This window comes from Yoonia sp. SS1-5, from assembly GCF_038443705.2.
Taxonomy (GTDB): domain Bacteria; phylum Pseudomonadota; class Alphaproteobacteria; order Rhodobacterales; family Rhodobacteraceae; genus Yoonia; species Yoonia rhodophyticola.
Genome location: NZ_CP151767.2, coordinates 2,439,968 through 2,464,294, shown reverse-complemented (window position 1 = coordinate 2,464,294; position 24,327 = coordinate 2,439,968). Strand labels below are relative to the sequence as shown.

Below are 24,327 nucleotides of genomic sequence, written 5' to 3'. Positions count from 1 at the left end.
TCAAATCCCTATTCGCGCCCCCGCGTCGGTGCCTTTCATCATAGGCAAGACAATAAATCAATGATCTTACCAGGTCAGACAGCCGATGCATGACGTCTATTTGCCGAAGTTTGCCAAATCGTAACGTGGCATTGAACTGCCCGGATGGCAAAGATACGGTCCCCCCACGTCAAGGTTGGGGGCAACATGGATCACGGTGGGCAGAGGCGCTGCAATGGGCGGTGGTATGTCGCAACAGCACTTGCTGTGCTGACGTCCGGCTTTGCACAGGCGCAGGACTACACCTATTCGCTCTATGGACTGCCGGGTCTGATCGACATGCCAACAGCCCAAAGCGCCGAAGATGCCGAGCTGGCCCTGACCTTTGGGCATTTTGGGGGCAGCACGCGCACAACACTCAGTTTTCAGATGACCCCCCGCCTGATGGGTAGCTTCCGCTATTCACGGATCGACAATTTCCTCCGACCGCGCGGCGGCGATGAGACGTTTGATCGGTCTTTTGATCTGCGCTACCGGTTTGTGGACGAAGGCCGGTATCGGCCTGCGGTGGCGGTCGGATTGCAGGATTTTGTAGGGACCGGCATCTATTCGGGCGAATATATCGTCGCCACCAAAGAGGTTGTGCCAAGCGTTCAGGTCACTGGCGGGATCGGGTGGGGGCGCCTTGGGTCTTATCAAAGTTTTGCCAATCCGCTTGGTGCGCTGGACGAGAGCCTTGAAACGCGTCCGTCCGGTTTTGCAGGTAGCGGTGGTCAGCTGGAACGCGCCCGGTGGTTCCGTGGTGATGCGGCCCTGTTCGGCGGGGTCGCATGGCAGGCCAATGACAGGCTGACATTCAAGGCGGAATACTCATCTGACACATATCTGCGCGAGAATGACGCCGGCAGGGACCTGTTTGATCGCGCGTCGCCCTGGAATGTGGGCCTGAGCTATGCGTTGTCTGACGCGGCAGTGGCACAAGCCTATTATCTCTACGGCACCGAAGCCGGTGTTGCTGTCACCTTTGATATTAATCCCAAGACGCCCATTGTCGACGGCGGCACCGGACAACGGCCGTCACCCGTTGCCCCGCGCGCGCCCGGTGCTGCTGCCGACCTAAGCTGGAGGGCCCAGGCGGATGCGCCGGACATTCTGCGCGAAAGCATGGAACGCCTGCTTAAGCTCGAAGGCATGCAGCTTGAAGCAATCGAAATCAACCCAACCGCAACAACGGTTCTGATCCGCAACACGACATATATCGCCCCGGCAGAAGCCGTCGGGCGAACAGCGCGCATTCTGACCCGCGTGATGCCCGCATCGGTTGAACAATTCACCATCGTCCCGATGGAGGGGGGGTTACGCACAGCTGCGATCAGCTTGCGCCGGTCGGATATCGAAGCGTTGGAGTTCGCGCCGGATAATAGCCGACAGATATATAACAGAGCCCGGATTGCTGATGCCTCGCAGATTGGCACAAACGCGACCCCAATCGCGGGCGTCTATCCGCGTTTTAACTGGCGCCTTGGGCCGTATGTTCGCGCGACCTATTTTGACCCGGACAATCCGGTGCAATTTGACGTCGGCGCAGAGCTTTCGGCCACGTATTCCGCAGCACCCGGTCTGACATTCACCGGGCGGCTTCGGCAGCCCCTGTTCTTCAATCGGACCGATGAGCCCCGCCCATCGAATTCCGTCATCGAACGGGTCCGGTCAAATGCGCAGCTTTATGTCAGAGAGGGCGATCCAGCCATCAGTCGTCTGACGGCCGCGTATCAGTTCAATCTGGCGCCTGACTATTATGGCCGCGTAACGGCGGGCTATCTGGAGACGATGTTTGGCGGCGTCTCGACCGAAATTCTGTGGAAACCGGTACAAAGTCGATTGGGTCTGGGACTGGAGCTGAATTATGCGCGCCAGCGCGCGTTTGATCAGCTGTTTGATTTTCGGGACTACGAGGTCGTGACCGGGCATGCGTCGGCCTATTATGCTTTCGACAATAACTGGCATGGGCAGATTGATGTCGGGCGCTATCTGGCGGGCGACTATGGTGCGACTTTTGCCCTTGATCGCGAATTCGACAATGGCTGGCGGGTCGGGGCATATGCAACCTTGACGGATGTCCCGTTCGAGGATTTTGGCGAGGGGTCGTTCGACAAGGGTTTGCGCCTTTCGGTGCCTTTGGGGCATTTCGTCGGAACCCCATCGCGCAAGGTCTACAGCGCCAGTATCCGGCCGTTGGTACGCGACGGGGGCGCGCGCCTGAATGTGGACTGGCGGCTCTACGAAACCGTCCGGCAAAATCACGATGACAATCTGGTGGGCTCATGGGGCAGGTTCTGGCGATGAAATCCGGCATGGCAATCATGGCAGCCCTTGTGCTTGCGCTTGCAGGCTGCGGAAATACCGAAAACAGGGATGTGCTGACCAAACAATTGTTTGAGCTGTTCACGACCGCGCAGGGGGCAGGTGAACCTGCGCCGGATGCCGCGGCGTTGCGCGCCAGCCTGACACCGCAGGTTCTTGCGCCGGTTGATGGGCCGGTCTTGCTTGTTGAACTGCCTGCCCGCGATGCAGCTGCCGTGCTGACCCGCATTGGGACAAATCGCGGGGTTGAGACGTTTCTGACGCCTGACGGTATCAGCCTGAGCCTAGCAAATGGCCTTGTTGTCGCCACGCGCGGACTGGGATTCGATCTGATGTCCGCTGATGTGAACGACGTTGCCCGCGCCCTGCGCGGCGGCGGTGCGACAGGCAACCGCATTCACCGCCATCTTGACGGCGAAAACCAGCTTATTGCGACCAGTTTCGTTTGCAGTTATGCGCGACGCCCCGATGGGCAGATCGCCGAGACCTGTGAAAGCCCTGATCGCACCTTCACAAACAGCTATTTAACTGATTCGAGTGGAAATATTCGTACCTCCCGGCAATGGATTTCGGCCGAAACCGGTTATATTGTGATCGAAAAGATCAAGTAGTTGGCATATATGGCACGTCTTAGTCGCCTGTTAGTAGAATGCATTTTACAACCAGCGCTGAACTTGTATTATCTGATCAACGAAATTCTTTGGCTCAAGGAGACCACAGTATGAAGACGCTTGTCGCACTTTCTCTCGCTGGCATGATGGCCGCATCGGGCGCATTTGCCCAACCTGTCGGATCGGCACCAGATCCAGCAACCAGCCTGCAACTGGGTGCACTTGGTACATCTGGGACAGTTGCGGCTATTGCCGCCGTTGTTGTTGTTGGTGCAATCGTCGCCTCCGGCGGTGATGACGACGATACAAGCGGAACAAGCGGCACAGAATAACGCCCGCGTTCTACAGATTTTGAAAAGGCAGGCTCTCGCGCCTGCCTTTTTGCGTTTCTGTCCCATCGGATATCGACATAGCTGCGCTGACATCGCGCAACATCGTGATCGGCCTGATGTTTGCGTGCGACTGATCGGAAACTGACCAGCCCGGGCCTGCCATCGGTCTTGCGGTGTGATTTTGATCTACTCCGGGGCGCCAAATGCCTGCCCGGCTATAGAAGCTCTGCGCATTCTGGTACGGGTGTTATGACGGTGCCATCCTTGCGATGTTGCAGCAGATTGTCGATGGCCAGCTGCGCCATCGCCGCCCGGGTCTCGACCGTGGCGCTGCCGATATGCGGGGTCAGCACGACATTGGGCATTGCGCGCAGCGCATCCGGGATGTTCGGCTCATCCTCGAACACATCAAGACCGGCAGCGCCCAGGCGCCCATCAGACAAGGCCGCGATCAGCGCGTTTTCATCCACAACTGATCCGCGCCCGACATTGATCAGCACCCCATCAGGGCCAAGGGCCTCGAGCACCTTCGCGTTGACCAGGTGATGGGTTTCCGCCCCGCCGGGGGCAATGCAAATCAAGACCTCTGCATCGCGGGCCATGGCCGTCAGATCGTCATAATATGTGTAGTCAACGGCTTTGGGGGACCTGCTGTTATACAGGATGCGCGGTTGGAACGGGGCAAGCTTGTCTGCGATAGCCTGGCCGATCCGTCCCAGTCCAAGGATGCCAATGGTCCGGTTGTCGACGCTGCGTGCAAGGGCCAGGTTTCCATCCACGGCCCATTTGCCTGAGGTGGCCAGATCAACATTTGCGCGGAAATCCCTGTAGCACGCAATCAAGAGCATCAGCGCAGTGGTCGCAACCTCAGCACTGAGAACGGCCGGCGTATGGGTCACAAGGATGCCCCGCGATACCGCAGCGCCGGTGTCAATTGCGTCATACCCAACCCCGTTGGAGCTGACCAGTTTCAGGTTCGGCAGCCCGGCCATGAAATCGGGCCGGATACCGTAATGCCCGTCGGTCAGCGCATATTCGATCCCCGCCCCATGCCGGGCCAGCCAGCGGATCGGATCATCCATGTCATCGACATGATGGATGTTGAAATGTGCCTCAAGCGCCTTGCGCATCTCGGCATTCAAAGGGGCGATGACAAAAAGATCGTTCATTGGCAGGTCCTAATGGTTGTCGCGGGGCATATGCTTGCGTGCGATATCGCGATATTCCGGCGCGTCACGCAAGGTCATGCCCTTGTCAAATGGCTGCACCAATTCGCGGAAATATTGCTGCCAGGGGGATTGGCTGACAGGAATGGGAAAGCCACCCGCGGCGACCAGTGCCTTAAGCCGGCCCTCGAGTATTTCGTCCGAGACGAGGATATTGGCGCTGCAGGCTTTGAGATCAATGCGCAGTCGATCTCCGGTTTGAAGCAGGGCCAGCCCGCCATTATCAGCAGCCTCGGGTGCGGCGTTCAGGATGGATGGGGACCCGGACGTGCCGGATTGCCGCCCGTCGCCGATGCACGGCAATGCGCCAACGCCCTTTTTCAAAAGATAGGCAGGTGGGCGCATATTCACGACCTCCGCGCCGCCCGGATATCCTTTTGGGCCCGCACCCCGCATCACCAGGATACACCCTTCGTCGATGTTCTCTGCCGGATCGTCGATCCGGTGGTGATAATCCTCGGGACCGTCAAAGACGATGGCGCGCCCCTCGAATGCATCCGGGTCGTCGGGGTTGGACAGATAGGTCTTGCGGAATGCCGGGCTGATTACGCTGGTCTTCATGATCGCGCTGTCAAACAGGTTGCCCTTGAGATTGATGAACCCGGCGGCCTGCATCAACGGTGCATCGGCCGGTTTGATCACATCATCATTGCTGGTCCGCCTGAGTGCGCAATTGTCACCCATGGTTTGGCCATTGGCCGTGATCGCGCCCGGATGGGGCAGCAAGTCAGCCTGCATCAATTCCGCCACGACCGCTGGCACCCCGCCCGCACGGTGATAATCCTCGCCCAGATAGGTGCCTGCCGGTTGGAGATTGACCAACAGTGGGATGTCATGCCCATGGGTTTGCCAATCATCATTGTTCAGCGGCACGCCCAGGTGGCGCGCAATAGCGTTCAGGTGGATGGGCGCATTGGTTGATCCGCCAATCGCGGAATTGATCACAATCGCATTTTCGAATGCCGCCCGCGTCATGATGTCAGCGGGGCGCAGGTCCTCCCAGACCATATCGACGATCCGCTTGCCGGTCTGATAGCTGATTTGCCCCCGCTCCCGGTAGGGTGCCGGGATGGCGGCAGAGCCGGGCAATTGCATCCCCAACGCCTCGGCGAGTGAGTTCATCGTGGTCGCCGTACCCATCGTGTTGCAATAGCCAACCGACGGGGCAGAGGCCGCGGCGATTTCCATGAACTGATCGTCGGTAATCTCGCCCGCGGCCAGCCGCTCCCGGGCTTTCCAGATGACGGTGCCAGACCCGGCACGGGACCCTTCGAACCACCCATTCAGCATTGGCCCGACCGACAGGGCGATGGCCGGGATGTTGACCGTGGCAGCAGCCATCAGCAATGCAGGGGTGGTCTTGTCGCAGCCGATGGTCAGCACAACGCCGTCAATTGGATAGCCATAGAGGCTTTCCACCAGCCCCAGATAGGCCAGGTTACGGTCCAGGCTTGCCGTAGGGCGCTTGCCCGTCTCTTGAATGGGATGGACGGGCAGTTCGATAGGCACCCCGCCTGCCGCGATAATCCCGTCGCGGACCCGCTTGGCCAATTCGATGTGATGGCGGTTGCACGGGCTCAGGTCGCTGCCTGTCTGGGCAATGGCGATCAGCGGTTTGCCTGATTGCAACTCTTCGCGGGTCAGCCCGTAATTCAGGTATCTTTCCAGGTACAACGCCGTCATTTCAGGATTGTCGGGGTTGTTGAACCACTTGCGCGAGCGCAGGTCTTCGGGACGAATTTTGGTCACGGCGGGCTGCTCCTGTCTTGTCGGGGTTGCTTGCATTTGATCATACCAAACTGCATCTATCCAGAGGAAGATCATTGCGGGCAGCGTTCAGACTGTCCATGCTGGATAGGGGTAACGCGCATGCACCAAAAGATCACGTTGTTGGGGACCGGATTGATGGGCTTCCCGATGTCACGCAACATTGCGCGTGGCGGCTTTGACCTGACCGTCTGGAACAGAAGTCGTGCAAAGGCTGACCCCCTGAAATCGGAAGGGATCATGGTTGCCCCAAAACCTGCGGATGCGGTGGCGAATGCGGATGTCGTGATCAGCATGTTGTCCGATGGGGATGCGGTATTGGAAATCGCCCGGTCCGTGCGCCCGAAATCCGGGGCCACCTGGGTGGATATGTCCAGCACCAAACCGGCAGAGGCCCGCGCCATGGCCGCCCTTCTGGGCGCGGCCGATGTGTCGTTTCTTGACGCCCCCGTCTCGGGCGGGTCCAAAGGGGCCGAGGCCGGGACGCTGGCCATCATGGTCGGCGGTGATCAGGCAGTCCTGGACCGGGTGCAGGATGTCCTGATGACGATGGGTCGCCCCACCTTGGTGGGCCCGACCGGCGCGGGCCAGCTGGCCAAACTTGCCAACCAATCAATCGTTGCGGTGACAATTGCAGCCGTGGCCGAGGCGATGCTTTTGCTTGAGGATGGGGGCGCTGACCCTGCGGCTGTGCGTGCCGCGTTGAAGGGGGGCTTTGCCGATAGCACCATCCTGCAACAGCACGGCGCCCGCATGACCAATCGCGACTTTGTGCCGGGCGGGTTGTCGCGGCTGCAGGTTAAGGACCTTGATAACGTTCTGGCAGAGGCCGGGACGCTTGCATTGCCCACCGTCCAGCATGTCAGGGACCGCTTTGCCCATTACGTGGATGTGATGGGGGGTGGTGACAGGGACCATTCCGGCCTGTTTGAGGAATTGCTTGCCCGCAACGGACGGACCACACCTGTCTGACTGGCACGTTGGCAACCGGTCCCGCACCGGCAGTCGTATCAACCTTACCTAGGGGAAAAATCTGTTGCCGTGTATTGGGTGGCTCGCTAGTCTGGTCATACCAAAAGCGGAATAGCGGCCTCTCAACATAAGAGAGACTGCGACTGTTTGTGGCCAAGGGAGGAATAATTTATGAACTTAATCAAGACACTAACGCTGGCGGCGTCTGCAGCTGCCTTATGCATCGGAAGCGCGGCATCCGCGCAAACAACCAACCTGCGTATTCAAACCCACTTCTCGCCGGAAACCCTTTCGGGACAGATGGCGGCTGAGTTCATCGAAGACATTACTGCGATGTCGAACGGTGAGATCGTGGTCGAGATGTTTTATTCCGGCTCTGTCGTCAAAGCGGCCGAAACCTTTGATGCGGCGGCGACGGGCATTCTGGATTGCGACATGACCGGTGGTGCCTATCAGACCGGCAAGAACCCAGCGTTCCAGTTCGCCGGGGATTTGATGGGTGGCTATACCAACCCATATCAGCAGCTGGCCTGGCTGCTTCACAATGATGGATACACAACCATCAACGGGCTCTACAACGAATATGACATGGAATTCGTCGGATGGTGGATCCCCGGACCGGAATCGCTGTCATCGACACGCCCGATCCGCGGTGTTGAAGACTTCAAGGACTGGAAGTTCCGCTCACCTCCCGGCATGGCGACGATGGTGTTCAGCAATCTGGGCGCGTCCCCGATCGTGATGGACTTCAACGAAATTTTCACCGCGCTGGAAACCGGCATCATTGACGGTGCTGACGCCGCAAACCTGACCAACAATGTGGGTCTGGGTCTTTATGACATTGCAGAGCACACAAATTTCCCGGGGTTCCACTCTATGCCGGCTGACCACCTTGCCTGCCGCAAGGACGTCTGGGAGGCGATGCCTGCCCATCATCAGGCGATCCTAAAAGTCGGGATGCAGGCCCTTGCACTGCGCAATGCGACCGCAAACGAGGTCAAGAACGCGCAAACTGCAAAGGACCTGCGGGCGCAGGGTGTGAACCTTTATGAATGGTCCGAAGAGGAACTGGGCAAATATCGCGAGGCTGTGAAAGCAGGCTGGACAGAATTTGCAACCACGCCTGAAGCGCAGGCCATGCTGGAAAGCCATATCAGCTTTCTCACCGGTCTCGGCCTGATGAAGTAATCCAAAAGGATTGCGCAACGAACAGGTGGCGGGGTCAGGAGTGATCCCGCCACCTTTCCAATAACTGCGATAAATCTGGCATCCGGGGTCGCTGTGCGACGCCCCTTGTCGCGGTACGAATAGGCGGGAACATGGTGGAAGAACAAACCGGTGGTTTTTGGGAGTGGGTGCTGCCACTTGCCTTTATTGTCTGTGCGGGTTGGGTGATCTGGCACATGCCTGCCTTTATTCTCGATTTTCTGCCCCCGGAAAATCCAAGCCTTCTTGACCAGATCAGCAGCCTGCACGCGCGCAAGGATGTGGCCCCCCAGATGGCCGGGCTGTTTGGTGGAACCGCAGATATTCTTGATTGGGCCGCCTTGCTACTGATCCCGGTGATCTTTTTGTTTGGCACGCTCAGCGTCCGGGTCGCGGCGATGGAATATCCGGACTGGCGCGCGATTGACCGGGTTGGTCTGTTCATTGGCCGGGTCACCATGATGCTGGTCCTGCTGATGACCCTTGTCATGATGTACGAGGTGTTTCTGCGCTATGCGCTGGAAAAACCGACCCTTTGGGCGAACGAGCTGACCTTGTGGCTGGCGGGTTTTGTTTTCCTGTGCTCGGGCTTTTACGCGATGCAGCAACGCTGCCATATCCGGATCTTCCTGATTTACGAGCGGGTTCCGCGATGGATGCAGCATACCTGCGATATCCTTTCATCCGCGCTGATATGCCTGTTTGCCTTCTTTTTGGTTTTTGGCAGTTTCAAGCAGGTCTTTGTGATCAAGTTCTACCGCTGGGAAATGTTTGGCACGGCCTTTGATCCACCGATCCCCGCAACGATCCAGCCGATGATCCTGATCATCGTGACGCTGATCGCCATACAGTCGGTTCTGAATCTGATCGCCGACTGGAACATCATTCCCGAAGAACATGGCCCCGTCGATCTGGACGATGACGAACTGGAAGCCATCAAACGCAGCGTTGGATCAAACTGATGGATGTCGGCACAATTTCGATGGTTCTGGTTCTGGGCCTGATCATCCTGTTGGCAATCGGGATGCCGCTGGGCTTTGCATCTGCCATTCTGGCTGTCGTGGTTCTGGTGATGAAGTTTGAGCCCGCATTGCTGACCGATCCGTTCAGCTGGGGTGACGGGCTGTTGACCGGCCGACCGGGGACCGGGCCGTTATACCTGCTGACGCAGAAGATATTTGATCTGATGACCGAATATGTCCTGATCTCCGTCCCCTTGTTCATCTTCATGGCCTCCTTGCTGGAACGGTCCGGCATTGCCAAAGAGATGTATAACTCGCTGAGCTATTGGTTAAGCCGGGTGCGCGGCGGGATTGCGATTATCACATCGCTGATGGCTGTCATCATGGCTGCAATGTCGGGGATCATTGGCGGTGAAGTTGTGCTGCTTGGTCTGATCGCGCTGCCCCAGATGCTGCGTCTTGGATATGATCAGAACCTCGCAATCGGGACCATCTGCGCAAGCGGATCGCTGGGCACGATGATCCCGCCCTCCTTGGTGTTGATCATTTACGGGCTGATTACCGAGACCTCGATCAAGGCGCTGTTTACCGGCGCATTCATTCCGGGCTTTATGCTCGCCTGCCTGATCATCACCTATATCGTGGTGCGGACGCAGCTGAACCCGTCGCTGGCCCCTTTGCCCGAACCGGAAGAGGATGACCCGACAGGCATTCAGAAACTTGGGCTGTTCGGGGCTTTCCTGTCTGTGCTGCTGGCCGGTGTATCGACGCTTTTGCTGCTGCGGGCCTTGTTCTTTACCGTCACCGGACAGAACACCGCGATGGGCGAAAACGTGGACCCGATCGCATGGGGGATGACCTATCACATCCCCTATATCATCGGCTATCTGGTGGCCGGTCTGGTCCTTGCGGCCTTTGTCTTTGGGCCAGCACGGGTCAAGGAAGGCTGGAAACATGGCAAGGGCCTTGTCCCGCCATTCAGTGTCATCGGGGTTGTGCTAGGCTCGATCTATGGCGGCATATCGGGGATCACCGAAGCCGCCGGGATGGGGGCTGTGGCCGTGTTCCTGATCGCCGTGGCGCGCGGTGAGGCCACCGTTGCGCTGATCTGGGACAGCCTGATGCGCACCTTGCGGTCCACCGGCACAATCATCTGGGTGACGGTAGGTGCGGCTGCATTGGCGGGGGCCTACACGCTGGCTGGCGGCCCAGTCTATATCGCCGATCTGATCGTCGGGGCCGAGATGCCAACTATGCTGGTGCTTCTAACGATGATGGTGATCCTGCTATTCATGGGGGCGTTCATGGATTGGGTGGGGATTGTCTTGCTGATCATCCCGGTCTTTTTGCCAATTGTGCAACGCCTTCCCATCGAAGAGATCGGGTTTATCGGTCAGCTCGAGCCCAGCCAGGTCGCCATCTGGTTTGGTGTGCTTTTCTGCATGAATATGCAGGTCAGCTTTCTGTCACCGCCGTTCGGGCCTGCAGCCTTTTATCTGAAATCGGTCGCGCCGCCCCATATCTCGCTGACAGATATCTTCCGGGGCTTCCTGCCATTTATCGGCGTGCAGATTGTTGCGATTTCGGTGCTTCTTATCTGGCCTTCGATTGTGACGCTGTTGCTTTGAGAAAGGAAAGCCAATGCTGTCTGATGCACAGATCGCACGTTTTGACACCCAAGGCTATCTGATCGTCAATGACGTGGTTGATGCAGGCCTGCTGGACCGCCTCAGGGAGGAATATGAGAGCGTATTGCGCGTCCATTACCGCAACTGGCATGATCAGGGTCTGGTAAGCGATCCGGCAGACGGTTTGGACTTCTGGGCGATGCTGGACCGGGCCGGTGCCGCCGGGCTGGAGTGGTTTCAACCGCTTGATATCAGCCTGCCGCATGCAGACATCACCGAACAAACGCCGTTTCATGCCGGGCCTGCCGCGTTCGACTTGCTGACCTACAAGCCGATCCTTGATATTGTGCAAAGCCTGCTTGGGCCGGAACTGACCTCTAACCCGATCCAGCACGTTCGGATCAAGCCGCCCCAGCAACATGTCGCGACTGGCGAGGTGCGCGCCCATATTGCACCGACAGCCTGGCACCAGGACCGCGGCGTTGGATTGGCCGAGGCGGATCAGACCGAGATTGTCACCGTCTGGATTGCGGTGACCGATGCCACAACCCGGAATGGATGCCTGCAGGTCATCCCGAACCCGCCCGATGATATGTATCCCCATTGCCCCCGTGCGCAGACCACGATTGCGGATGATTATATTGATACCGCGCGCGCCGTCCCGGCAGAGGTGCCCGCCGGCGGTATCGTCCTGATCCACCCGCTGACCCCGCATAGTGCGGGCCCGAACCTTAGCGATGGATATCGCTGGTCCTTTGACATCCGATATAACGTCACGGGTCAGCCGACGGGCCGTGCGCAATTCCCCGATTTTGTTGCCCGCTCCGCCTGCAATCCTGCGGATGAATTGCGTGATTGGCGCAGCTGGAAGGAAATGTGGGAAACCGCCCGCAGCGTCGCGGCAAGCTCGCCCCATATCGACCAGCACCGTTGGCAGCATGACAGCCCGGGCTGCGCCTGACGTGGTCAAGAATATTCTTGTTGTCGGCGCCGGCCTGATCGGGGCGCGTCACCTGCGCATGGTGCGCGATCATCCCGGGTGTCGTCTGGCCGGGGTGGTTGATCCGCATATCGGTTTGGATCCGGATGTCCCGCAGTTTGGCGCTATCGCCGATGTCGATGTTCCTGTTGACGGTGCCATCATTGCGACGCCCACGCAGTTGCATGCCGAACATGGGATCGCCGCGGCCAAGCGTGGATGGCACATATTGATGGAAAAGCCCGTGGCCAGCGATGTGGCCGAAGCGCAGGCGCTGCGCGCGGCCGTTGACCGGTACGGTGTTCGTTGCATCGTTGGGCATCACCGGCGGTATCACGCGTCTGTCCAACGCTTGCGCGAGGTCATCGCGCAGGGACAGATCGGGGCGCCGGTGACGGCAACGCTGATCTGGGCTGTTCGCAAGCCGGACAGCTATTTTGACGCCGCGTGGCGCGCCACAGGCGGTAGCCCGATCATGATCAATCTGGTGCATGATATCGACCTTTTGCGCTATGTTCTGGGCGAGGTGACCGATGTCGTGGGGCTCGGGTCCGGTCTACAACGTAATGCCGATCGCATCGAAAGCGGCGGTGCCGTGCTGCGATTTGCATCGGGTGCCTGTGCCACAATCAGCTTTGCCGACACCGCCCCCAGCCCTTGGGGGTTTGAGGCTGGCACAGCCGAGAACCCCAATATCGCCTCAACCGGTCAGGACATGTGGTGGACGACTGGCACCAGGGGCGGTATCGCCTTTCCGTCCCTCACCTGTTGGAGCGGATCAGAGGACTGGTCAAACGCCCCGACGCCGCATCAGTTCGATGCGGCCAAAACCATTCCGCTGGAGGCGCAGTTGACCCATTTTCTGGATGTGATCAAAGGTGATGCAACACCCCTGATCGATATCCGTGACGCCACTGAAACCTTACGGGTCACAACCGCATTGCAAAACGCAATCGCGCCCACCCTTACTGCAAGCAAAGAGGATGATTGAGATGGAAAAACCCCGTATTGGATTTATCGGCCTTGGGTTGATGGGCTCTGCGATGGTCAATCGACTGCAGGATCTCGATTATGCGGTCACGGTAACGGCCAACAGATCGCGCACCAATGTAGATGCGGCCGTTGCCCGTGGCGCAACCGAGGTTGCAACAGCCCGCGACGTTGCAGCGGCCAGCGATATCGTGATGCTCTGCGTTGATACATCCGCAAGTGTCGAAGGCCGGATGCGTGGCCCGGACGGGATCATTGCAGGGTTGAAACCGGGGGCGGTCGTCGTTGATTTCGGCACCTCCCTGCCTGCCAGTACCCGCGCCCTGGCCGGGGAGGTCGCAGATGCCGGCGGCACCATGCTGGACGCGCCGTTGGGGCGTACGCCATCCCATGCCCTTGACGGGCAATTGAACATCATGACCGCCGGCGGTCCGGATGGCTTTGCCAAGGCCAAGTCGGTGCTGGAAGATCTTGGCGAAAATGTCTTTTACCTTGGCGAAAGTGGCGCAGGTCACACGATCAAGCTGATGAACAATTTCTTTGGCATGACCGTCGCCAATGCGATGGCAGAGGCCTTTGCAATGGCTGATACGGCGGGTGTCGACCGCAAGATGCTGTATGATGTCATCGCGGCAGGGCCGCTGCATTCGGGCATGATGGATTTTGTCAAAGCTTACGGGGTCGATGGAAACCCCGACATGCTGGCATTCTCGATCCGGAATGCCGCAAAGGATGTCGGCTATTACAGCCAGATGGCCGAAGCGGCTGGCGTGCAGTCGATCATGTCCACCGGCACATTAAAGGCACTGGGAACGGCGACCGAGGATGGGCGCGGTGATCAGATGGTGTCGCAGATGGTTGATTTCTTCGCTGACCTTTTCGCGCGTTGACCGGGTGATGGGGCGCGGCCTGCCTCAGACAATTGCAGCCGCCATCGTGATGATGCTGATGGCGAATTTCCTGTTTTCGACGGTGGATACCTCGGCCAAATGGCTGATGGGTCTGGGCGCATCTGCGCTGCAAATGGCGTTTCTGCGCTATGCGGGGCATTTCGCGATCAGCCTTGGCCTGTTTGCGTGGCGGGGAAAGGCCGGTCCGGCCCTTGTTACCGACCGCGTTGCTCTGGTGATCCTGCGTGGCGGGCTGCTAGTGGTGTCGACGTTGGGGAACTTTCTGGCGCTGAGTTATCTGCCACTGACGATCACCTCGGCCATCATGTTTTCGGCACCAATCATCGTGGCCTTTCTTTCCGTGCAACTTCTTGGTGAGCCGGTCGGCCCTTGGCGTTGGTCTGCGATCATTCTGGGCGCGGTTGGCGTCATGATCGTCATCCAGCCATTTGGTGATGACTTTCGCTGGGCGGCCCTGCTGAGTGTGTTCAACGCGTTGACCCTGGCGCTTTATTCCATCCTGACCCGGAAACTGGCACAGACGGTTCCGACCCCTGTCTTGCAGTTCTATACGGGTGCGATTGGCACGCTTGTCTTCGCCCCCATGGCCTATCTTGTCTGGCAACCCAGTGCTGACCCGCTGGTCTGGCTGTGCTGGGCAACCCTTGGGTTTTCGGGCTGGGCCGGGCACGAGTTGCTGACCCGTGCCCATGCGATTGCGCCCGCAAGCCTGTTGATGCCGTTTTCCTACAGTTTCCTGATTTACATGACGGTTTTTGACGTCGCCATTTTTGGCTTTCTGCCCGATCTGGTGGAAATTGCAGGTATTATGGTGATCGTCATGTCGGGCCTTGTGATCTGGTATCGCGGGCGCGGCTAGGCCATCCCCACGGCTTTCAGCGCAAAGGCGTAGGACCGCGCGGCATCTTCCAGCATTGCAAAGCGCCCCGACTTGCCGAAATGGCCCGACGTCATATTGGTGCGCAGCATCAGGATGTTTGTGTCGGTTTTCGTCGCGCGCAGCTTGGCCACCCATTTGGCGGGCTCCCAATAGGTGACACGGGGGTCGGACACGCCTGCGGTGACCAACATCGCCGGATAGTCCTGTGCCGTGACATTGTCATATGGCGAATAGCCGGCGATATCGTCGAAAGCCTGTTTGCTTTCAATCGGGTTGCCCCATTGTGACCATTCGCCGGGCGTCAGCGGCAGGGTATCATCCAGAATGGTGTTCAACACATCAACAAACGGAACATCCGCAATGGCGCCCGCCAAAAGATCGGGACGCATGTTCAGCACAGCCCCCACCAGCAGCCCACCGGCCGACCCACCCTGAATGACAATCCGGCCCTTTAGGGTGTAGCTATCAGCGATCAGTTTCTGACCCGCTGCGATGAAATCATGGAATGTGTTGGGTTTTTTGCCGAACTTGGCATCCTCATACCATGCCCGCCCCTTTTCCTCGCCGCCGCGGATATGGGCGATGGCGTAGACAAACCCGCGATTAACCAAGGACAGCCGGTTGGCCGAGAATGATGCGGGCATGCTGACACCATAGGACCCGTAGCCATAAAGAAGGCAGGGGGCTGTGCCGTCCAGCGCGGTGGATTTGTGATGCAGGATGGTGACCGGAACCTCTGCCCCGTCATGGGACGGGGCCATGATGCGGCGCGTCACGTAGTCAGCCGGGTCATGTCCTGACGGGATTTCCGTGGTCTTACGCAGTTCCCGCGCCCCGGTTGCCAGATCGTAGTCATAGACCTGCCCCGGCGTTGTCGGGGATGAATAGCTAAAGCGGAAATCAGCGGTGTCGTATTCCGGGCTTGGGTCGGCACCCAGCGCATAAGCCTCTTCGTCAAAGGCGATGGCCTGCATGTCTGAAAGTGGCTGCCCCTTGGCCAGATAGCAGATGCGCGGCAATGCGTTGCTGCGTTCCACCCAGATCATCCAGTCCTTGTAGGCGGACATGCTGACAATCATGCGGCCCGCTTCATGTGCCACCACATCCACCCAATTGGCCCGGGCTGGCGCCGTGATGGGCGCCCGCATGATTTTGAAATCGACAGCGCCATCCGCATTGGTCCGGATCAGAAAGTGGTCGCCTTGTTCCTCTATTGAATACTGGATGCCCGGCGCGCGGGGCTCGATCACCTGCGGCGCGGCGTCCGGGGTTGCGGTCGGTATGATCCAGACTTCATTTTCGTCATTCATCCCAGTGTAGATCGCCACAAAATCGCCAGAGCGCGACCTACCCACGCCCAGCCCATAGCGGGGATCTTTTTCCTCGTAGATCAGGGTATCATCTGCGGGATCAGCGCCCAGACTGTGGCGGAAAACCTTTGTGGGGCGGTGGTTTTCATCAACCTTTGCGTAAATCAGCGTCTTGTTGTCGACCCAGGCGACCGATCCGACATCCGCAATCTGATAGGCACGGTCGTCGCCCGTCGCCAGATCACGCAGGCGCAGATTATAGAACTCTGACCCATTGGTGTCCGCACTCCACACCAGCATGGTGTGATCGGGCGAAACTTCGACATCCGAGAATTGAAAATAGTCTTCGATCTCTGCCTCGGCATTCACATCCAGAAGAATGGTGGCCTCACCGCCGTCGCGTGGCGTGCGGACAAGGGCCGGGTGCTCTGCCCCTTCTGTATAGCGCCACTGATAGGCGTAAGGGCCATTCTTGCGGGGGACCGAACTGTCATCTTCCTTGATCCGGCCACGCATTTCCGCAATCAGATCGGATTGCAGCACCTCGGTATCCGCCATGGCACGGTCGTAATAGGTGTTTTCGGCAACAAGATAGGCCTTGATATCATCGGGGAGCAATTCAGGCTCGCGCATTGCCTCTTGCCAGTTATCCGCCCGCAGCCAGGCGTAATCATCGGTCAGGGTCACCCCGTGTACGTTAGTCGTCGTCTGGCGACGCTCGGCGATAGGGGCATCTGGGATGGCTGGAAACGCGGATGTCATGACGGTTCTCCTGTGAGTGCGCGGGGCATGACGCAGGTGTTTCGAATTGTGCCCGCCAATGCAAGGGGGCGGGGGGCACGTAAGATTGCGCATACCCTTGCCAGTCGCGCGGCATCACTTATCTGGCTGAGTTGAGAATAGTTGTCAGATGCGTTTACAGTTGCGAATAATTCTCATAAGCAAAAAGAACCCAACCACCTTCGTGAATTGCAAAAGGACTATCAAATGCGTTTTACCCGCGCGATTGCAGTGATGTTTTTGTCCGTCCTCGGGGCAACAAGCGCTATGGGCCAGGACGATAAATTCAAGGCGGTGACGACGTTTACCGTCATTGCCGATATGGCCCGGAATGTGGCTGGTGATGTAGCCACGGTCGAAAGCATCACAAAGGCCGGTGCCGAAATCCATGGCTATCAGCCAACCCCGCGCGATATCCTGCGTGCGCAGGATGCAGACCTGATCCTGTGGAACGGGCTGAACCTGGAATTGTGGTTCGAACAATTCTTTGCCAACCTGTCTGATGTCCCAAGCGCGACACTGACCGACGGTATCGCCCCCATCAGCATCGCAGAGGGTGAATATAACGGAAAACCCAACCCGCATGCCTGGATGGGTCTAAGCAACGCGTTGATCTATGTGGATAATATCCGCGATGCGTTCATTGCACATGATCCAGAAAATGCAGCGATCTACACCGCCAATGCGGCGGCCTATCAACAACAGATCACCGATGCGATTGCGCCGCTGCGTGCTGCGGTGCTTGCCTTGCCGGAAGAACAACGCTGGCTGGTGACCTGTGAAGGCGCGTTCAGCTATCTGATCCGCGATTTCGAGATGCAAGAGCTGTATCTCTGGCCGATGAACGCTGATCAGCAAGGCACCCCGCAGCAGGTTCGCAAGGTCATTGATGGCGTGCGCAAGCATGCGATCCCGGCCGTGTTTTGCGAAAGCACGGTCAGTCAGGCCCCGGCCCAGCAGGTGGCCCGCGAAACCGGTGCCAGATATGGCGGCGTGCTTTACGTGGATAGTCTGACCGAAGCTGACGGCCCGGTGCCTACCTATCTTGATCTGCTGCGCGTGACTGCCGAGACAATTGTGAACGGTCTGACCGAATGACCGCCGGCGCCGGGATATCGGCACAGGATGTGACCGTGACCTATCGCAACGGGCATACAGCCCTGCGCGACGTGAATTTTGATATTCCGACCGGGACGATCACGGCGCTTGTCGGCATCAATGGGGCGGGTAAATCGACGCTTTTCAAGGCGATCATGGGCTTTGTCCCTGCCGCGCGTGGCGCGATCTCGGTTCTTGGGCGCCCGGTGAAAGACGCATTGGCCCAGAACATCGTGGCCTATGTGCCGCAATCCGAGGATGTCGATTGGAGCTTTCCGGTGCTGGTCGAAGACGTGGTCATGATGGGCCGCTACGGGCATATGGGTTTTTTCCGACGCCCCGGTGCGGCGGATCGGGCTGCTGTCACCTCCGCCCTTGCCCGCGTCAATATGGAACCGTTCCGACACCGCCAAATCGGCGAGCTTTCCGGCGGGCAGCGCAAGCGGGTCTTTCTGGCCCGGGCGCTGGCGCAGGAGGGCCGGGTGATCTTGCTGGATGAGCCGTTCACCGGCGTCGATGTGCAGACCGAAGACGCAATCATCGCCTTGCTGCGCGAGATGCGCGACGAGGGGCGGGTGATGCTGGTATCCACCCATAATCTGGGGTCGGTTCCGGAATTCTGTGACCGGACCATTCTGGTCAAGGAAACGGTCCTCGCACATGGGCCCACGGACGAAACCTTTACCCAGGAAAATCTCGAACTGGCCTTTGGCGGGGTTCTGCGGCACTTCGTGCTTGGTGGTGCGGAGCTGCATGACGATGATGACAGCCGTCAGATCAGGGTCATCACAGATGATGAACGCCCTTTCGTTGTTTATGGCGACGAGACAGATCAATGATCGAAACGCTGCTGCTGCCGTTCAGCTATAATTACATGGTGACGGCCATGTGGGTCAGCGCATTGGTTGGCGCGATCTGCGCGTTCCTGTCTGCCTATCTGATGCTGAAAGGCTGGTCGCTGATCGGTGATGCGTTAAGCCATTCCATCGTACCGGGGGTGGCGGGGGCCTATATGCTGGGCCTTCCTTTTGCGTTGGGCGCTTTTGCGGCTGGCGGCCTTGCCGCCGGCGCAATGCTGTTCCTGAACCAAAGATCGGGGCTGAAGGAAGACACCATCATTGGTTTGATCTTTACGTCATTTTTCGGCCTGGGCCTTTTCATGGTCTCGATCTCACCCACATCGGTCAGTGTGGAAACGATCACCCTGGGGAACATTCTTGCGATCACCCCATCGGACACGCTGCAACTTGCGATCATCGGTTTTGTGACATTGGCCGTGCTTTTGTCGAAATGGAAGGACCTGATGGTGACCTTCTTTGATGAAGACCACGCTCGGTCAATCGGACTGCGCCCTGATATACTCAAGGTCGTCTTCTTCACCCTGCTTGCCGCGTCCTGTGTCGCCGCATTGCAGACTGTGGGTGCGTTTTTGGTGATTGCGATGGTCGTGACGCCGGGGGCGACCGCATATCTTTTGACTGACCGGTTTCCCCGACTTTTGATGCTAAGCGTGCTGATCGGGTCCAGTACCAGCCTTGTCGGCGCCTATTTCAGCTTTTTCCTTGATGGGGCCACGGGTGGAATAATCGTGTCATTGCAGACGATCATCTTTCTGACCGCGTTTTTTCTGGCCCCCAAACACGGGTTTCTGGCCGCGCGCCGACGTGCCGCCCGTGCGTTGGAGCGCGGCTGATGGAGACGCTTTTCCTGCCGTTCCAGTTTGCATTCATGAACAAGGCCTTTGTGATGGTCACCATCCTTGCGGTGCCGACCAGCCTTCTGTCCTGCTATCTGGTGTTGAAAGGCTGGTCACTGATGGGAGATGCGATCAGCCACGCGGTCTTGCCGGGGATTGTGCTGGCCTACCTTGTGGGCGCGCCGCTGATCCTGGGCGCATTTTGCGCCGGAATGATTTGCGCGCTGGCGACCGGATTTCTGGCCGAACATAGCCGGGTCAAGCAGGATACCATCATGGGGATCGTGTTTTCAGGCATGTTTGGCTTTGGGATCGTGCTTTACACCAAGATCGACACGGATTTGCATCTGGATCATATCCTGTTCGGCAACATGCTGGGCGTTGACCAGGCCGACCTATGGCAAGCGGGGCTGATCGCCGCCGGTGTTGCGTTGATTATCGTCGGGAAATGGCGGGACTTCCTGCTGCATGCCTTTGATCCGGTGCAGGCGCGGGCGGTTGGGTTGCGGGTCAACTGGTTGCATTATGGGCTGCTGACACTGATTTCGATGACGATCGTCGCCACCCTGTCTGCGGTAGGCATTATCCTGTCGATCGGCCTGTTGATCGCGCCCGGTGCTATCGCCTTTCTGTTGACGTCGCGTTTCGACAGAATGCTGCTGATCGCGGTGGTGGTCACCGTGATTTCGGGGCTAACGGGCGTCTATCTGAGCTTTTTTCTGGACAGCGCGCCTGCGCCGACCATGATCCTTGTGCTGACGGCCATCTTCATCGTGGCTTTCCTGCGGGCAGGCCGGATGGCCAGACGTGCAAGCAATCGGCCCGGTATCGACGGGCTTGCCTCGGGTGATGGATAAGGACGCCCCGGGGTCAGCGGCCCATCCAGCCGCCATCAACCACCAGAATTTCGCCATTCACGTAATCGGACGCCGATGAGGCCAGAAATACCGCGGGTCCCCCGAAATCGGCGGGTGTGCCCCACCGCCCTTGCGGAATACGTTCCAATATCGCGCTGGACCGGGCGGCATCATCCTGCAAAGCCTGGGTGTTGTCGGTTGCGATATAGCCGGGTGCAATGGCATTCACGTTGATACCCGCACCGGCCCATTCATTGGCCAATGCCTTGGTCAATTGACCGATCCCACCTTTTGAGGCGGCGTAGCCTGGTACAGTGATCCCGCCCTGAAACGTCAGCAAAGAGGCGGTGAAGATAATTTTGCCGGACCCGCGCGCAACCATACCCCGGCCGATCTCGCGGCTCAGGACAAACTGGGCGGACAGGTTCACCTCCAGCACTTCGTCCCACCAGTCATCAGGATGATCGGCAGCGGGTTTGCGTTTGATCGTGCCCGCATTGTTGACCAGGATATCCGGAACGATCCCCGCCGCGGCCAGGGATGCCGCAAAGGCCGTGACGGCCGTGCGATCGGCAAAATCGCATTGATGCGCTGTAAAGCGACGGCCCAGCCCGGTGACGGCCTTTTCAACCGCGCTGCCCTGCGCCTCGAGCGAGGCGGAAACACCGATGATATCAGCACCCGCTGCGGCAAGTGCCTCTGCCATGCCGCGCCCGATGCCCCGTTTGCAGCCGGTGACCAGGGCGGTTTTGCCCGTCAGATCGAACATTTTCATGCGTCTTCTCCTACCTTGATCAGGCTTTTCATTGCTGTCGGGCTGCTGTCGAGCGCTTCGAACGCAGCCTGAATATCCGACAGCGGGCTGATATCAGTAATAAACGTGTCGGCGTCCACACCGCCTGCGGCGATGATGGCAATCGCCTTTTCATAGTCTTCGGGTTCATAGACCCGGACACCAACCAGCTGCAATTCCCGCCAAAAGAACTGAAACAGATCAATCTGCGGCTTTTGCGCATGAATGGCGACCATGACAATCCGGCCCCGGGTTGCGGCCACTTGCGTCATGGCATCCACCCCGGGCTGCGTGCCGGACACCTCAAAGACAACCTCGGCACCCTTGCCGCCAGTGCGCTGTTCGATTGCGGTTTTCAGGTCTGTTTCGGCGGGATTGATCGTGTCGAACCCCATCTTTTGCGCAATGGCAAGCCGGTGCGGATTGACTTCGGAAATGACCACCTTGCCGCCGGTATCGCGGGCAACCATCGCAACCAGCACGCCAATCGGACCACCGCCGATTACCACGACATCCTCGCCCGGGCGCAGACCTGACAGGCGCACGTCGTGACAGGCCACCGCGACGGGTTCGATCAATGCGGCATGGTCCATCCGCATATCGTCGGGCAAACGGTGCAATGTGTGGGCCGGGACAGACCAGATTTCCTGCATCGCGCCGTCCGTATCCAGCCCAAGGAATTTCAGGTTATGGCAGATATGTTGATTGCCTGCGTTGCAGGCAGGGCAATCGCCGCAGTGATCCAGCGGGCGAACAACGACCTTTTGACCGGCAGCAAAGCCTTCTGCATCTGCTGCGACAATGCCGGACATCTCGTGCCCCACGATCCGGTTGTGACCGACGCGGGCGTCCATATTTCCGTGATAGACATGCATATCCGTGCCACAGATACCGCAATACGCAATGCGGATCGGCACTTCGCCGGGTTGCGGCGCGGTCTTTGGGGTCTTTTCAACCGCAAACGTTCTGTCCCCGCGATAAAAGGCGGCGTTGATCATATCTGCGGTCATCTGTGCATTCCTTTATGTGCCTGGTGAAGTTTGTCCCAATCGAAGGCGACCCCGATACCGGGGGTATCCGGCGCAACGGCCAGATGGTTTTCAACGACCAGCGGACGGGTGGTGTAAGTGTCGATTGGAAACGCATGTACCTCGAGCCAGCCGCTTTTGGGTTGGGCGGAGACAAGGCTGACATGCAGCTCCTGCATCCCGTGGCTGCAAACAGGGATGTCATGTGCCGCGCAAAGCGCAGCCGCGCGCAGCCATCCGGTGATCCCCCCGCAATTGGAGGCATCGGGCTGCATGTAGCTGAGGGCGGCATCAGCAACGGCATATTCGAACTCGTGGATCGTGTGCAGGTTCTCACCCATCGCCAGCGGCACGCCGGTGGCCGCAGCGATCTGGCCAAAGCCTTTGTAATCATCGGGGATGGTTGGTTCCTCGAACCACAGGATATCGTATGCCTTAAAGGCGTTGGCGGCAGTGATCGCCTCGTCCACGGTCATCGCGTAATTCGCGTCAACCATCAGGCTGATATCCGGCCCGATCAAGTCCCGCACTGCCTTGATCCGGGCAATATCATCCGCCAGATCGGGCTGCCCGATCTTGATTTTCACCCCGTTGAACCCGCGGTCAAGATACCCCTGAATGCCGGCCAACAGCTTGGGCAATGGAAAATTCAGGTCAATACCGCCCGCATAGGCCTTGCACCGATCAGAGGCGCCGCCCGCCATTTTCCATAAGGGCTGGTTCAGTGCCTTGCCGCGCAGATCCCATAGCGCGATATCCAACGCGGAAATCGCAAAGGCGGCGATGCCACCGCGCCCGACATAATGGATGTGCCACTGCATCGCGTCATAGAGCTCTTCAACCCCCGTTGCGCGACGCCCGATCAGGAACGGCGCAAGATCATGTGTGATCATGGTCGCGATGGCCCGGCCCCCCTTGCCACCGGTATAGGTGTAACCGGTGCCCACCGCACCGTTCGCAAGGGTGATCGTTGCAGTGATCAGTTCAAAATGGGTGTGATCGCCATGCTTTGCGTCTGTCAGCACTTCGGCGAGAGGCACATCAAATACCTGCACCTCTACGTTTGTGATCCTCGTCATACCCTACCCGAATTGTCGTGACTTCTCACCTTGTGCAGACAAGGTTAACTTGCGATTCAATCGTTAACGTATTTGGTCAGACCAAACTAGATCAAACTTTACAACTTGTCTAAGCTGCAGCGGCAGTGGACGCAGGTGGGGTGACATTCATGGGCCAGAAGCCATCACAAGACGGGTCCGATCAGCGTCGGGCAGCGGACGACCTGTTCCGAACCCTCGAGGACATGATCAATACCGGCGTCCTCAAGGAAGGGGACCCGTTGCCGCCCGAGCGTGAAATCGTCTCGACCTATGGGGTCAGTCGCACGGTTGTGCGTGAAGCCTTGCTTGCGATGTCGAACAAAGGGTTGGTCGAGGCCCGGCCGCGTTACAGACCGATTGTACGCCGACCCAGCTATAAGACGGCGATCAAGACTGTCGACAATGTGGTGGGCCGCCTGTTGCGCGAACCGGACGGCGTTGCGAACCTGTTTGAGACCCGCATCCTGATCGAAGTTGCCCTTGCCCGCGAGGCTGCCAAGCGCCCCGATGATGCGCATATCGCCCCGCTGAAACAGGCGCTTGAAGATAATCATGCGGCCATTAAGGACAGCGAGGCGTTTTACCAGACCGATATGGCCTTTCACAAAGTGCTTTTTGATCTGTCCGGAAACCCGGTTCTGCCCGCCATTCACGCCGCCTATTCGACATGGCTTGCCCCGCAATGGTCCCAGATGCCCCGCCGGCCCACGCGAAACAGCCGCAATTTTGCAGCGCATGAACGGATATTCGAGGCCATTCAGGCGGGTTCTGCCGACGCGGCGGAAGAGGCTGTCAGGGCGCATCTGCACGAAGCCTGGCAACAGGTTAAAGAAACCTTTGGCGATCTTTGATTGCGGA

General features: G+C 58.6%; 22 protein-coding genes. 16 read left to right on the top strand and 6 right to left on the bottom strand.

Annotated elements, in window-relative coordinates:
* Window positions 1-144 precede the first annotated feature (144 nt).
* From AABB31_RS13655 to AABB31_RS13645, 3 genes are all read left to right on the top strand, one after another.
* Entirely contained in the window at window positions 145-2,325 is a 2,181-nt protein-coding gene (locus tag AABB31_RS13655; RefSeq protein WP_373634875.1) for a YjbH domain-containing protein, read from the top strand.
* The gene (locus AABB31_RS13650; protein ID WP_373634874.1) at window positions 2,304-2,954 is read left to right on the top strand and encodes a YjbF family lipoprotein; all 651 of its coding nucleotides are present in this window, start codon (window positions 2,304-2,306) and stop codon (window positions 2,952-2,954) included. Before AABB31_RS13655 ends, AABB31_RS13650 begins: the two co-directional genes overlap by 22 nt.
* Before the next feature lie 110 nt (window positions 2,955-3,064).
* Complete coding sequence (locus tag AABB31_RS13645; protein ID WP_342077612.1) at window positions 3,065-3,286, top strand: hypothetical protein; 222 nt, start codon at window positions 3,065-3,067, stop codon at window positions 3,284-3,286.
* 215 nt (window positions 3,287-3,501) lie between these two features.
* Here AABB31_RS13645 and AABB31_RS13640 read toward each other — a convergent pair whose 3' ends face one another.
* The gene (locus tag AABB31_RS13640) at window positions 3,502-4,455 is read right to left on the bottom strand and encodes a 2-hydroxyacid dehydrogenase (protein ID WP_342077613.1); all 954 of its coding nucleotides are present in this window, start codon (window positions 4,453-4,455) and stop codon (window positions 3,502-3,504) included.
* A 9-nt stretch (window positions 4,456-4,464) separates the two neighbouring features.
* Window positions 4,465-6,297 carry an IlvD/Edd family dehydratase gene (locus tag AABB31_RS13635; RefSeq protein WP_373634873.1) on the bottom strand — a complete coding sequence of 611 codons (1,833 nt, stop codon included), beginning with the start codon at window positions 6,295-6,297 and terminating at the stop codon, window positions 4,465-4,467.
* Between the two features lie 84 nt (window positions 6,298-6,381).
* On the opposite strand from AABB31_RS13635, the gene AABB31_RS13630 reads away from it, so the two are divergent.
* The 8 genes from AABB31_RS13630 to AABB31_RS13595 all read left to right on the top strand — a co-directional run bounded on the left by AABB31_RS13630 (window position 6,382) and on the right by AABB31_RS13595 (window position 14,786).
* Window positions 6,382-7,251 (top strand): NAD(P)-dependent oxidoreductase, encoded by an 870-nt coding sequence (locus AABB31_RS13630; RefSeq protein ID WP_373634872.1) that lies wholly within the window; start codon window positions 6,382-6,384, stop codon window positions 7,249-7,251.
* A 171-nt stretch (window positions 7,252-7,422) separates the two neighbouring features.
* On the top strand, window positions 7,423-8,439 hold the full coding sequence (locus AABB31_RS13625) for a TRAP transporter substrate-binding protein (protein WP_342077617.1): 1,017 nt from the start codon (window positions 7,423-7,425) through the stop codon (window positions 8,437-8,439).
* Window positions 8,440-8,570: 131 nt separating this feature from the next.
* Window positions 8,571-9,419 (top strand): TRAP transporter small permease subunit, encoded by an 849-nt coding sequence (locus AABB31_RS13620; protein WP_342077618.1) that lies wholly within the window; start codon window positions 8,571-8,573, stop codon window positions 9,417-9,419.
* On the top strand, window positions 9,419-11,047 hold the full coding sequence (locus AABB31_RS13615) for a TRAP transporter large permease subunit (protein WP_342077619.1): 1,629 nt from the start codon (window positions 9,419-9,421) through the stop codon (window positions 11,045-11,047). Before AABB31_RS13620 ends, AABB31_RS13615 begins: the two co-directional genes overlap by 1 nt.
* A gap of 13 nt (window positions 11,048-11,060) precedes the next feature.
* Entirely contained in the window at window positions 11,061-12,008 is a 948-nt protein-coding gene (locus AABB31_RS13610) for a phytanoyl-CoA dioxygenase family protein (RefSeq protein WP_342077620.1), read from the top strand.
* Complete coding sequence (locus AABB31_RS13605) at window positions 11,986-13,017, top strand: Gfo/Idh/MocA family oxidoreductase (RefSeq protein ID WP_342077621.1); 1,032 nt, start codon at window positions 11,986-11,988, stop codon at window positions 13,015-13,017. The genes AABB31_RS13610 and AABB31_RS13605 overlap by 23 nt, the downstream gene beginning before the upstream one ends.
* A gap of 1 nt (window position 13,018) precedes the next feature.
* On the top strand, window positions 13,019-13,906 hold the full coding sequence (locus tag AABB31_RS13600) for an NAD(P)-dependent oxidoreductase (protein WP_342077622.1): 888 nt from the start codon (window positions 13,019-13,021) through the stop codon (window positions 13,904-13,906).
* Window positions 13,851-14,786: a DMT family transporter gene (locus AABB31_RS13595; RefSeq protein WP_342077623.1), complete on the top strand. Its 936-nt coding sequence runs from the start codon at window positions 13,851-13,853 to the stop codon at window positions 14,784-14,786. Before AABB31_RS13600 ends, AABB31_RS13595 begins: the two co-directional genes overlap by 56 nt.
* Here the strand turns inward: AABB31_RS13595 and AABB31_RS13590 are convergent.
* Window positions 14,783-16,879: a S9 family peptidase gene (locus AABB31_RS13590; RefSeq protein WP_342077624.1), complete on the bottom strand. Its 2,097-nt coding sequence runs from the start codon at window positions 16,877-16,879 to the stop codon at window positions 14,783-14,785. The genes AABB31_RS13595 and AABB31_RS13590 overlap by 4 nt on opposite strands.
* A 252-nt stretch (window positions 16,880-17,131) precedes the next feature.
* On the opposite strand from AABB31_RS13590, the gene AABB31_RS13585 reads away from it, so the two are divergent.
* The 4 genes from AABB31_RS13585 to AABB31_RS13570 are packed head-to-tail and all read left to right on the top strand — an operon-like array spanning window position 17,132 to window position 20,548.
* Entirely contained in the window at window positions 17,132-17,995 is an 864-nt protein-coding gene (locus AABB31_RS13585; RefSeq protein ID WP_373635807.1) for a metal ABC transporter substrate-binding protein, read from the top strand.
* Window positions 17,992-18,834, top strand: a complete 843-nt coding sequence (locus tag AABB31_RS13580; protein WP_373634871.1) for a manganese/iron ABC transporter ATP-binding protein — start codon at window positions 17,992-17,994, stop codon at window positions 18,832-18,834. The genes AABB31_RS13585 and AABB31_RS13580 overlap by 4 nt, the downstream gene beginning before the upstream one ends.
* Window positions 18,831-19,688 carry a metal ABC transporter permease gene (locus tag AABB31_RS13575; protein ID WP_342077626.1) on the top strand — a complete coding sequence of 286 codons (858 nt, stop codon included), beginning with the start codon at window positions 18,831-18,833 and terminating at the stop codon, window positions 19,686-19,688. Before AABB31_RS13580 ends, AABB31_RS13575 begins: the two co-directional genes overlap by 4 nt.
* Entirely contained in the window at window positions 19,688-20,548 is an 861-nt protein-coding gene (locus AABB31_RS13570) for a metal ABC transporter permease (protein ID WP_373634869.1), read from the top strand. The genes AABB31_RS13575 and AABB31_RS13570 overlap by 1 nt, the downstream gene beginning before the upstream one ends.
* Window positions 20,549-20,561: 13 nt before the next feature.
* Here AABB31_RS13570 and AABB31_RS13565 read toward each other — a convergent pair whose 3' ends face one another.
* The 3 genes from AABB31_RS13565 to AABB31_RS13555 are packed head-to-tail and all read right to left on the bottom strand — an operon-like array spanning window position 20,562 to window position 23,448.
* Window positions 20,562-21,323 (bottom strand): SDR family oxidoreductase, encoded by a 762-nt coding sequence (locus tag AABB31_RS13565; protein ID WP_342077627.1) that lies wholly within the window; start codon window positions 21,321-21,323, stop codon window positions 20,562-20,564.
* The gene (locus AABB31_RS13560) at window positions 21,320-22,351 is read right to left on the bottom strand and encodes a zinc-binding dehydrogenase (protein ID WP_342077628.1); all 1,032 of its coding nucleotides are present in this window, start codon (window positions 22,349-22,351) and stop codon (window positions 21,320-21,322) included. The genes AABB31_RS13565 and AABB31_RS13560 overlap by 4 nt, the downstream gene beginning before the upstream one ends.
* Window positions 22,348-23,448, bottom strand: coding sequence for a mandelate racemase/muconate lactonizing enzyme family protein (locus AABB31_RS13555; protein ID WP_373634868.1), 1,101 nt, complete (start codon window positions 23,446-23,448; stop codon window positions 22,348-22,350). Before AABB31_RS13555 ends, AABB31_RS13560 begins: the two co-directional genes overlap by 4 nt.
* A gap of 149 nt (window positions 23,449-23,597) precedes the next feature.
* On the opposite strand from AABB31_RS13555, the gene AABB31_RS13550 reads away from it, so the two are divergent.
* Window positions 23,598-24,320 (top strand): FCD domain-containing protein, encoded by a 723-nt coding sequence (locus AABB31_RS13550; RefSeq protein ID WP_342077631.1) that lies wholly within the window; start codon window positions 23,598-23,600, stop codon window positions 24,318-24,320.
* Window positions 24,321-24,327 lie beyond the last annotated feature (7 nt).

Bases quoted from the DNA above. Each gene is read 5' to 3' on its own strand.
- AABB31_RS13655 (WP_373634875.1), top strand. From the start codon at position 145: ATGGCAAAGATACGGTCCCCCCACGTCAAGGTTGGGGGCAACATGGAT.
- AABB31_RS13650 (WP_373634874.1), top strand. From the start codon at position 2,304: ATGGGGCAGGTTCTGGCGATGAAATCCGGCATGGCAATCATGGCAGCC.
- AABB31_RS13645 (WP_342077612.1), top strand. From the start codon at position 3,065: ATGAAGACGCTTGTCGCACTTTCTCTCGCTGGCATGATGGCCGCATCG.
- AABB31_RS13640 (WP_342077613.1), bottom strand. From the start codon at position 4,455: ATGAACGATCTTTTTGTCATCGCCCCTTTGAATGCCGAGATGCGCAAG.
- AABB31_RS13635 (WP_373634873.1), bottom strand. From the start codon at position 6,297: ATGCAAGCAACCCCGACAAGACAGGAGCAGCCCGCCGTGACCAAAATT.
- AABB31_RS13630 (WP_373634872.1), top strand. From the start codon at position 6,382: ATGCACCAAAAGATCACGTTGTTGGGGACCGGATTGATGGGCTTCCCG.
- AABB31_RS13625 (WP_342077617.1), top strand. From the start codon at position 7,423: ATGAACTTAATCAAGACACTAACGCTGGCGGCGTCTGCAGCTGCCTTA.
- AABB31_RS13620 (WP_342077618.1), top strand. From the start codon at position 8,571: ATGGTGGAAGAACAAACCGGTGGTTTTTGGGAGTGGGTGCTGCCACTT.
- AABB31_RS13615 (WP_342077619.1), top strand. From the start codon at position 9,419: ATGGATGTCGGCACAATTTCGATGGTTCTGGTTCTGGGCCTGATCATC.
- AABB31_RS13610 (WP_342077620.1), top strand. From the start codon at position 11,061: ATGCTGTCTGATGCACAGATCGCACGTTTTGACACCCAAGGCTATCTG.
- AABB31_RS13605 (WP_342077621.1), top strand. From the start codon at position 11,986: ATGACAGCCCGGGCTGCGCCTGACGTGGTCAAGAATATTCTTGTTGTC.
- AABB31_RS13600 (WP_342077622.1), top strand. From the start codon at position 13,019: ATGGAAAAACCCCGTATTGGATTTATCGGCCTTGGGTTGATGGGCTCT.
- AABB31_RS13590 (WP_342077624.1), bottom strand. From the start codon at position 16,879: ATGACATCCGCGTTTCCAGCCATCCCAGATGCCCCTATCGCCGAGCGT.
- AABB31_RS13585 (WP_373635807.1), top strand. From the start codon at position 17,132: ATGTTTTTGTCCGTCCTCGGGGCAACAAGCGCTATGGGCCAGGACGAT.
- AABB31_RS13580 (WP_373634871.1), top strand. From the start codon at position 17,992: ATGACCGCCGGCGCCGGGATATCGGCACAGGATGTGACCGTGACCTAT.
- AABB31_RS13575 (WP_342077626.1), top strand. From the start codon at position 18,831: ATGATCGAAACGCTGCTGCTGCCGTTCAGCTATAATTACATGGTGACG.
- AABB31_RS13570 (WP_373634869.1), top strand. From the start codon at position 19,688: ATGGAGACGCTTTTCCTGCCGTTCCAGTTTGCATTCATGAACAAGGCC.
- AABB31_RS13565 (WP_342077627.1), bottom strand. From the start codon at position 21,323: ATGAAAATGTTCGATCTGACGGGCAAAACCGCCCTGGTCACCGGCTGC.
- AABB31_RS13560 (WP_342077628.1), bottom strand. From the start codon at position 22,351: ATGACCGCAGATATGATCAACGCCGCCTTTTATCGCGGGGACAGAACG.
- AABB31_RS13555 (WP_373634868.1), bottom strand. From the start codon at position 23,448: ATGACGAGGATCACAAACGTAGAGGTGCAGGTATTTGATGTGCCTCTC.
- AABB31_RS13550 (WP_342077631.1), top strand. From the start codon at position 23,598: ATGGGCCAGAAGCCATCACAAGACGGGTCCGATCAGCGTCGGGCAGCG.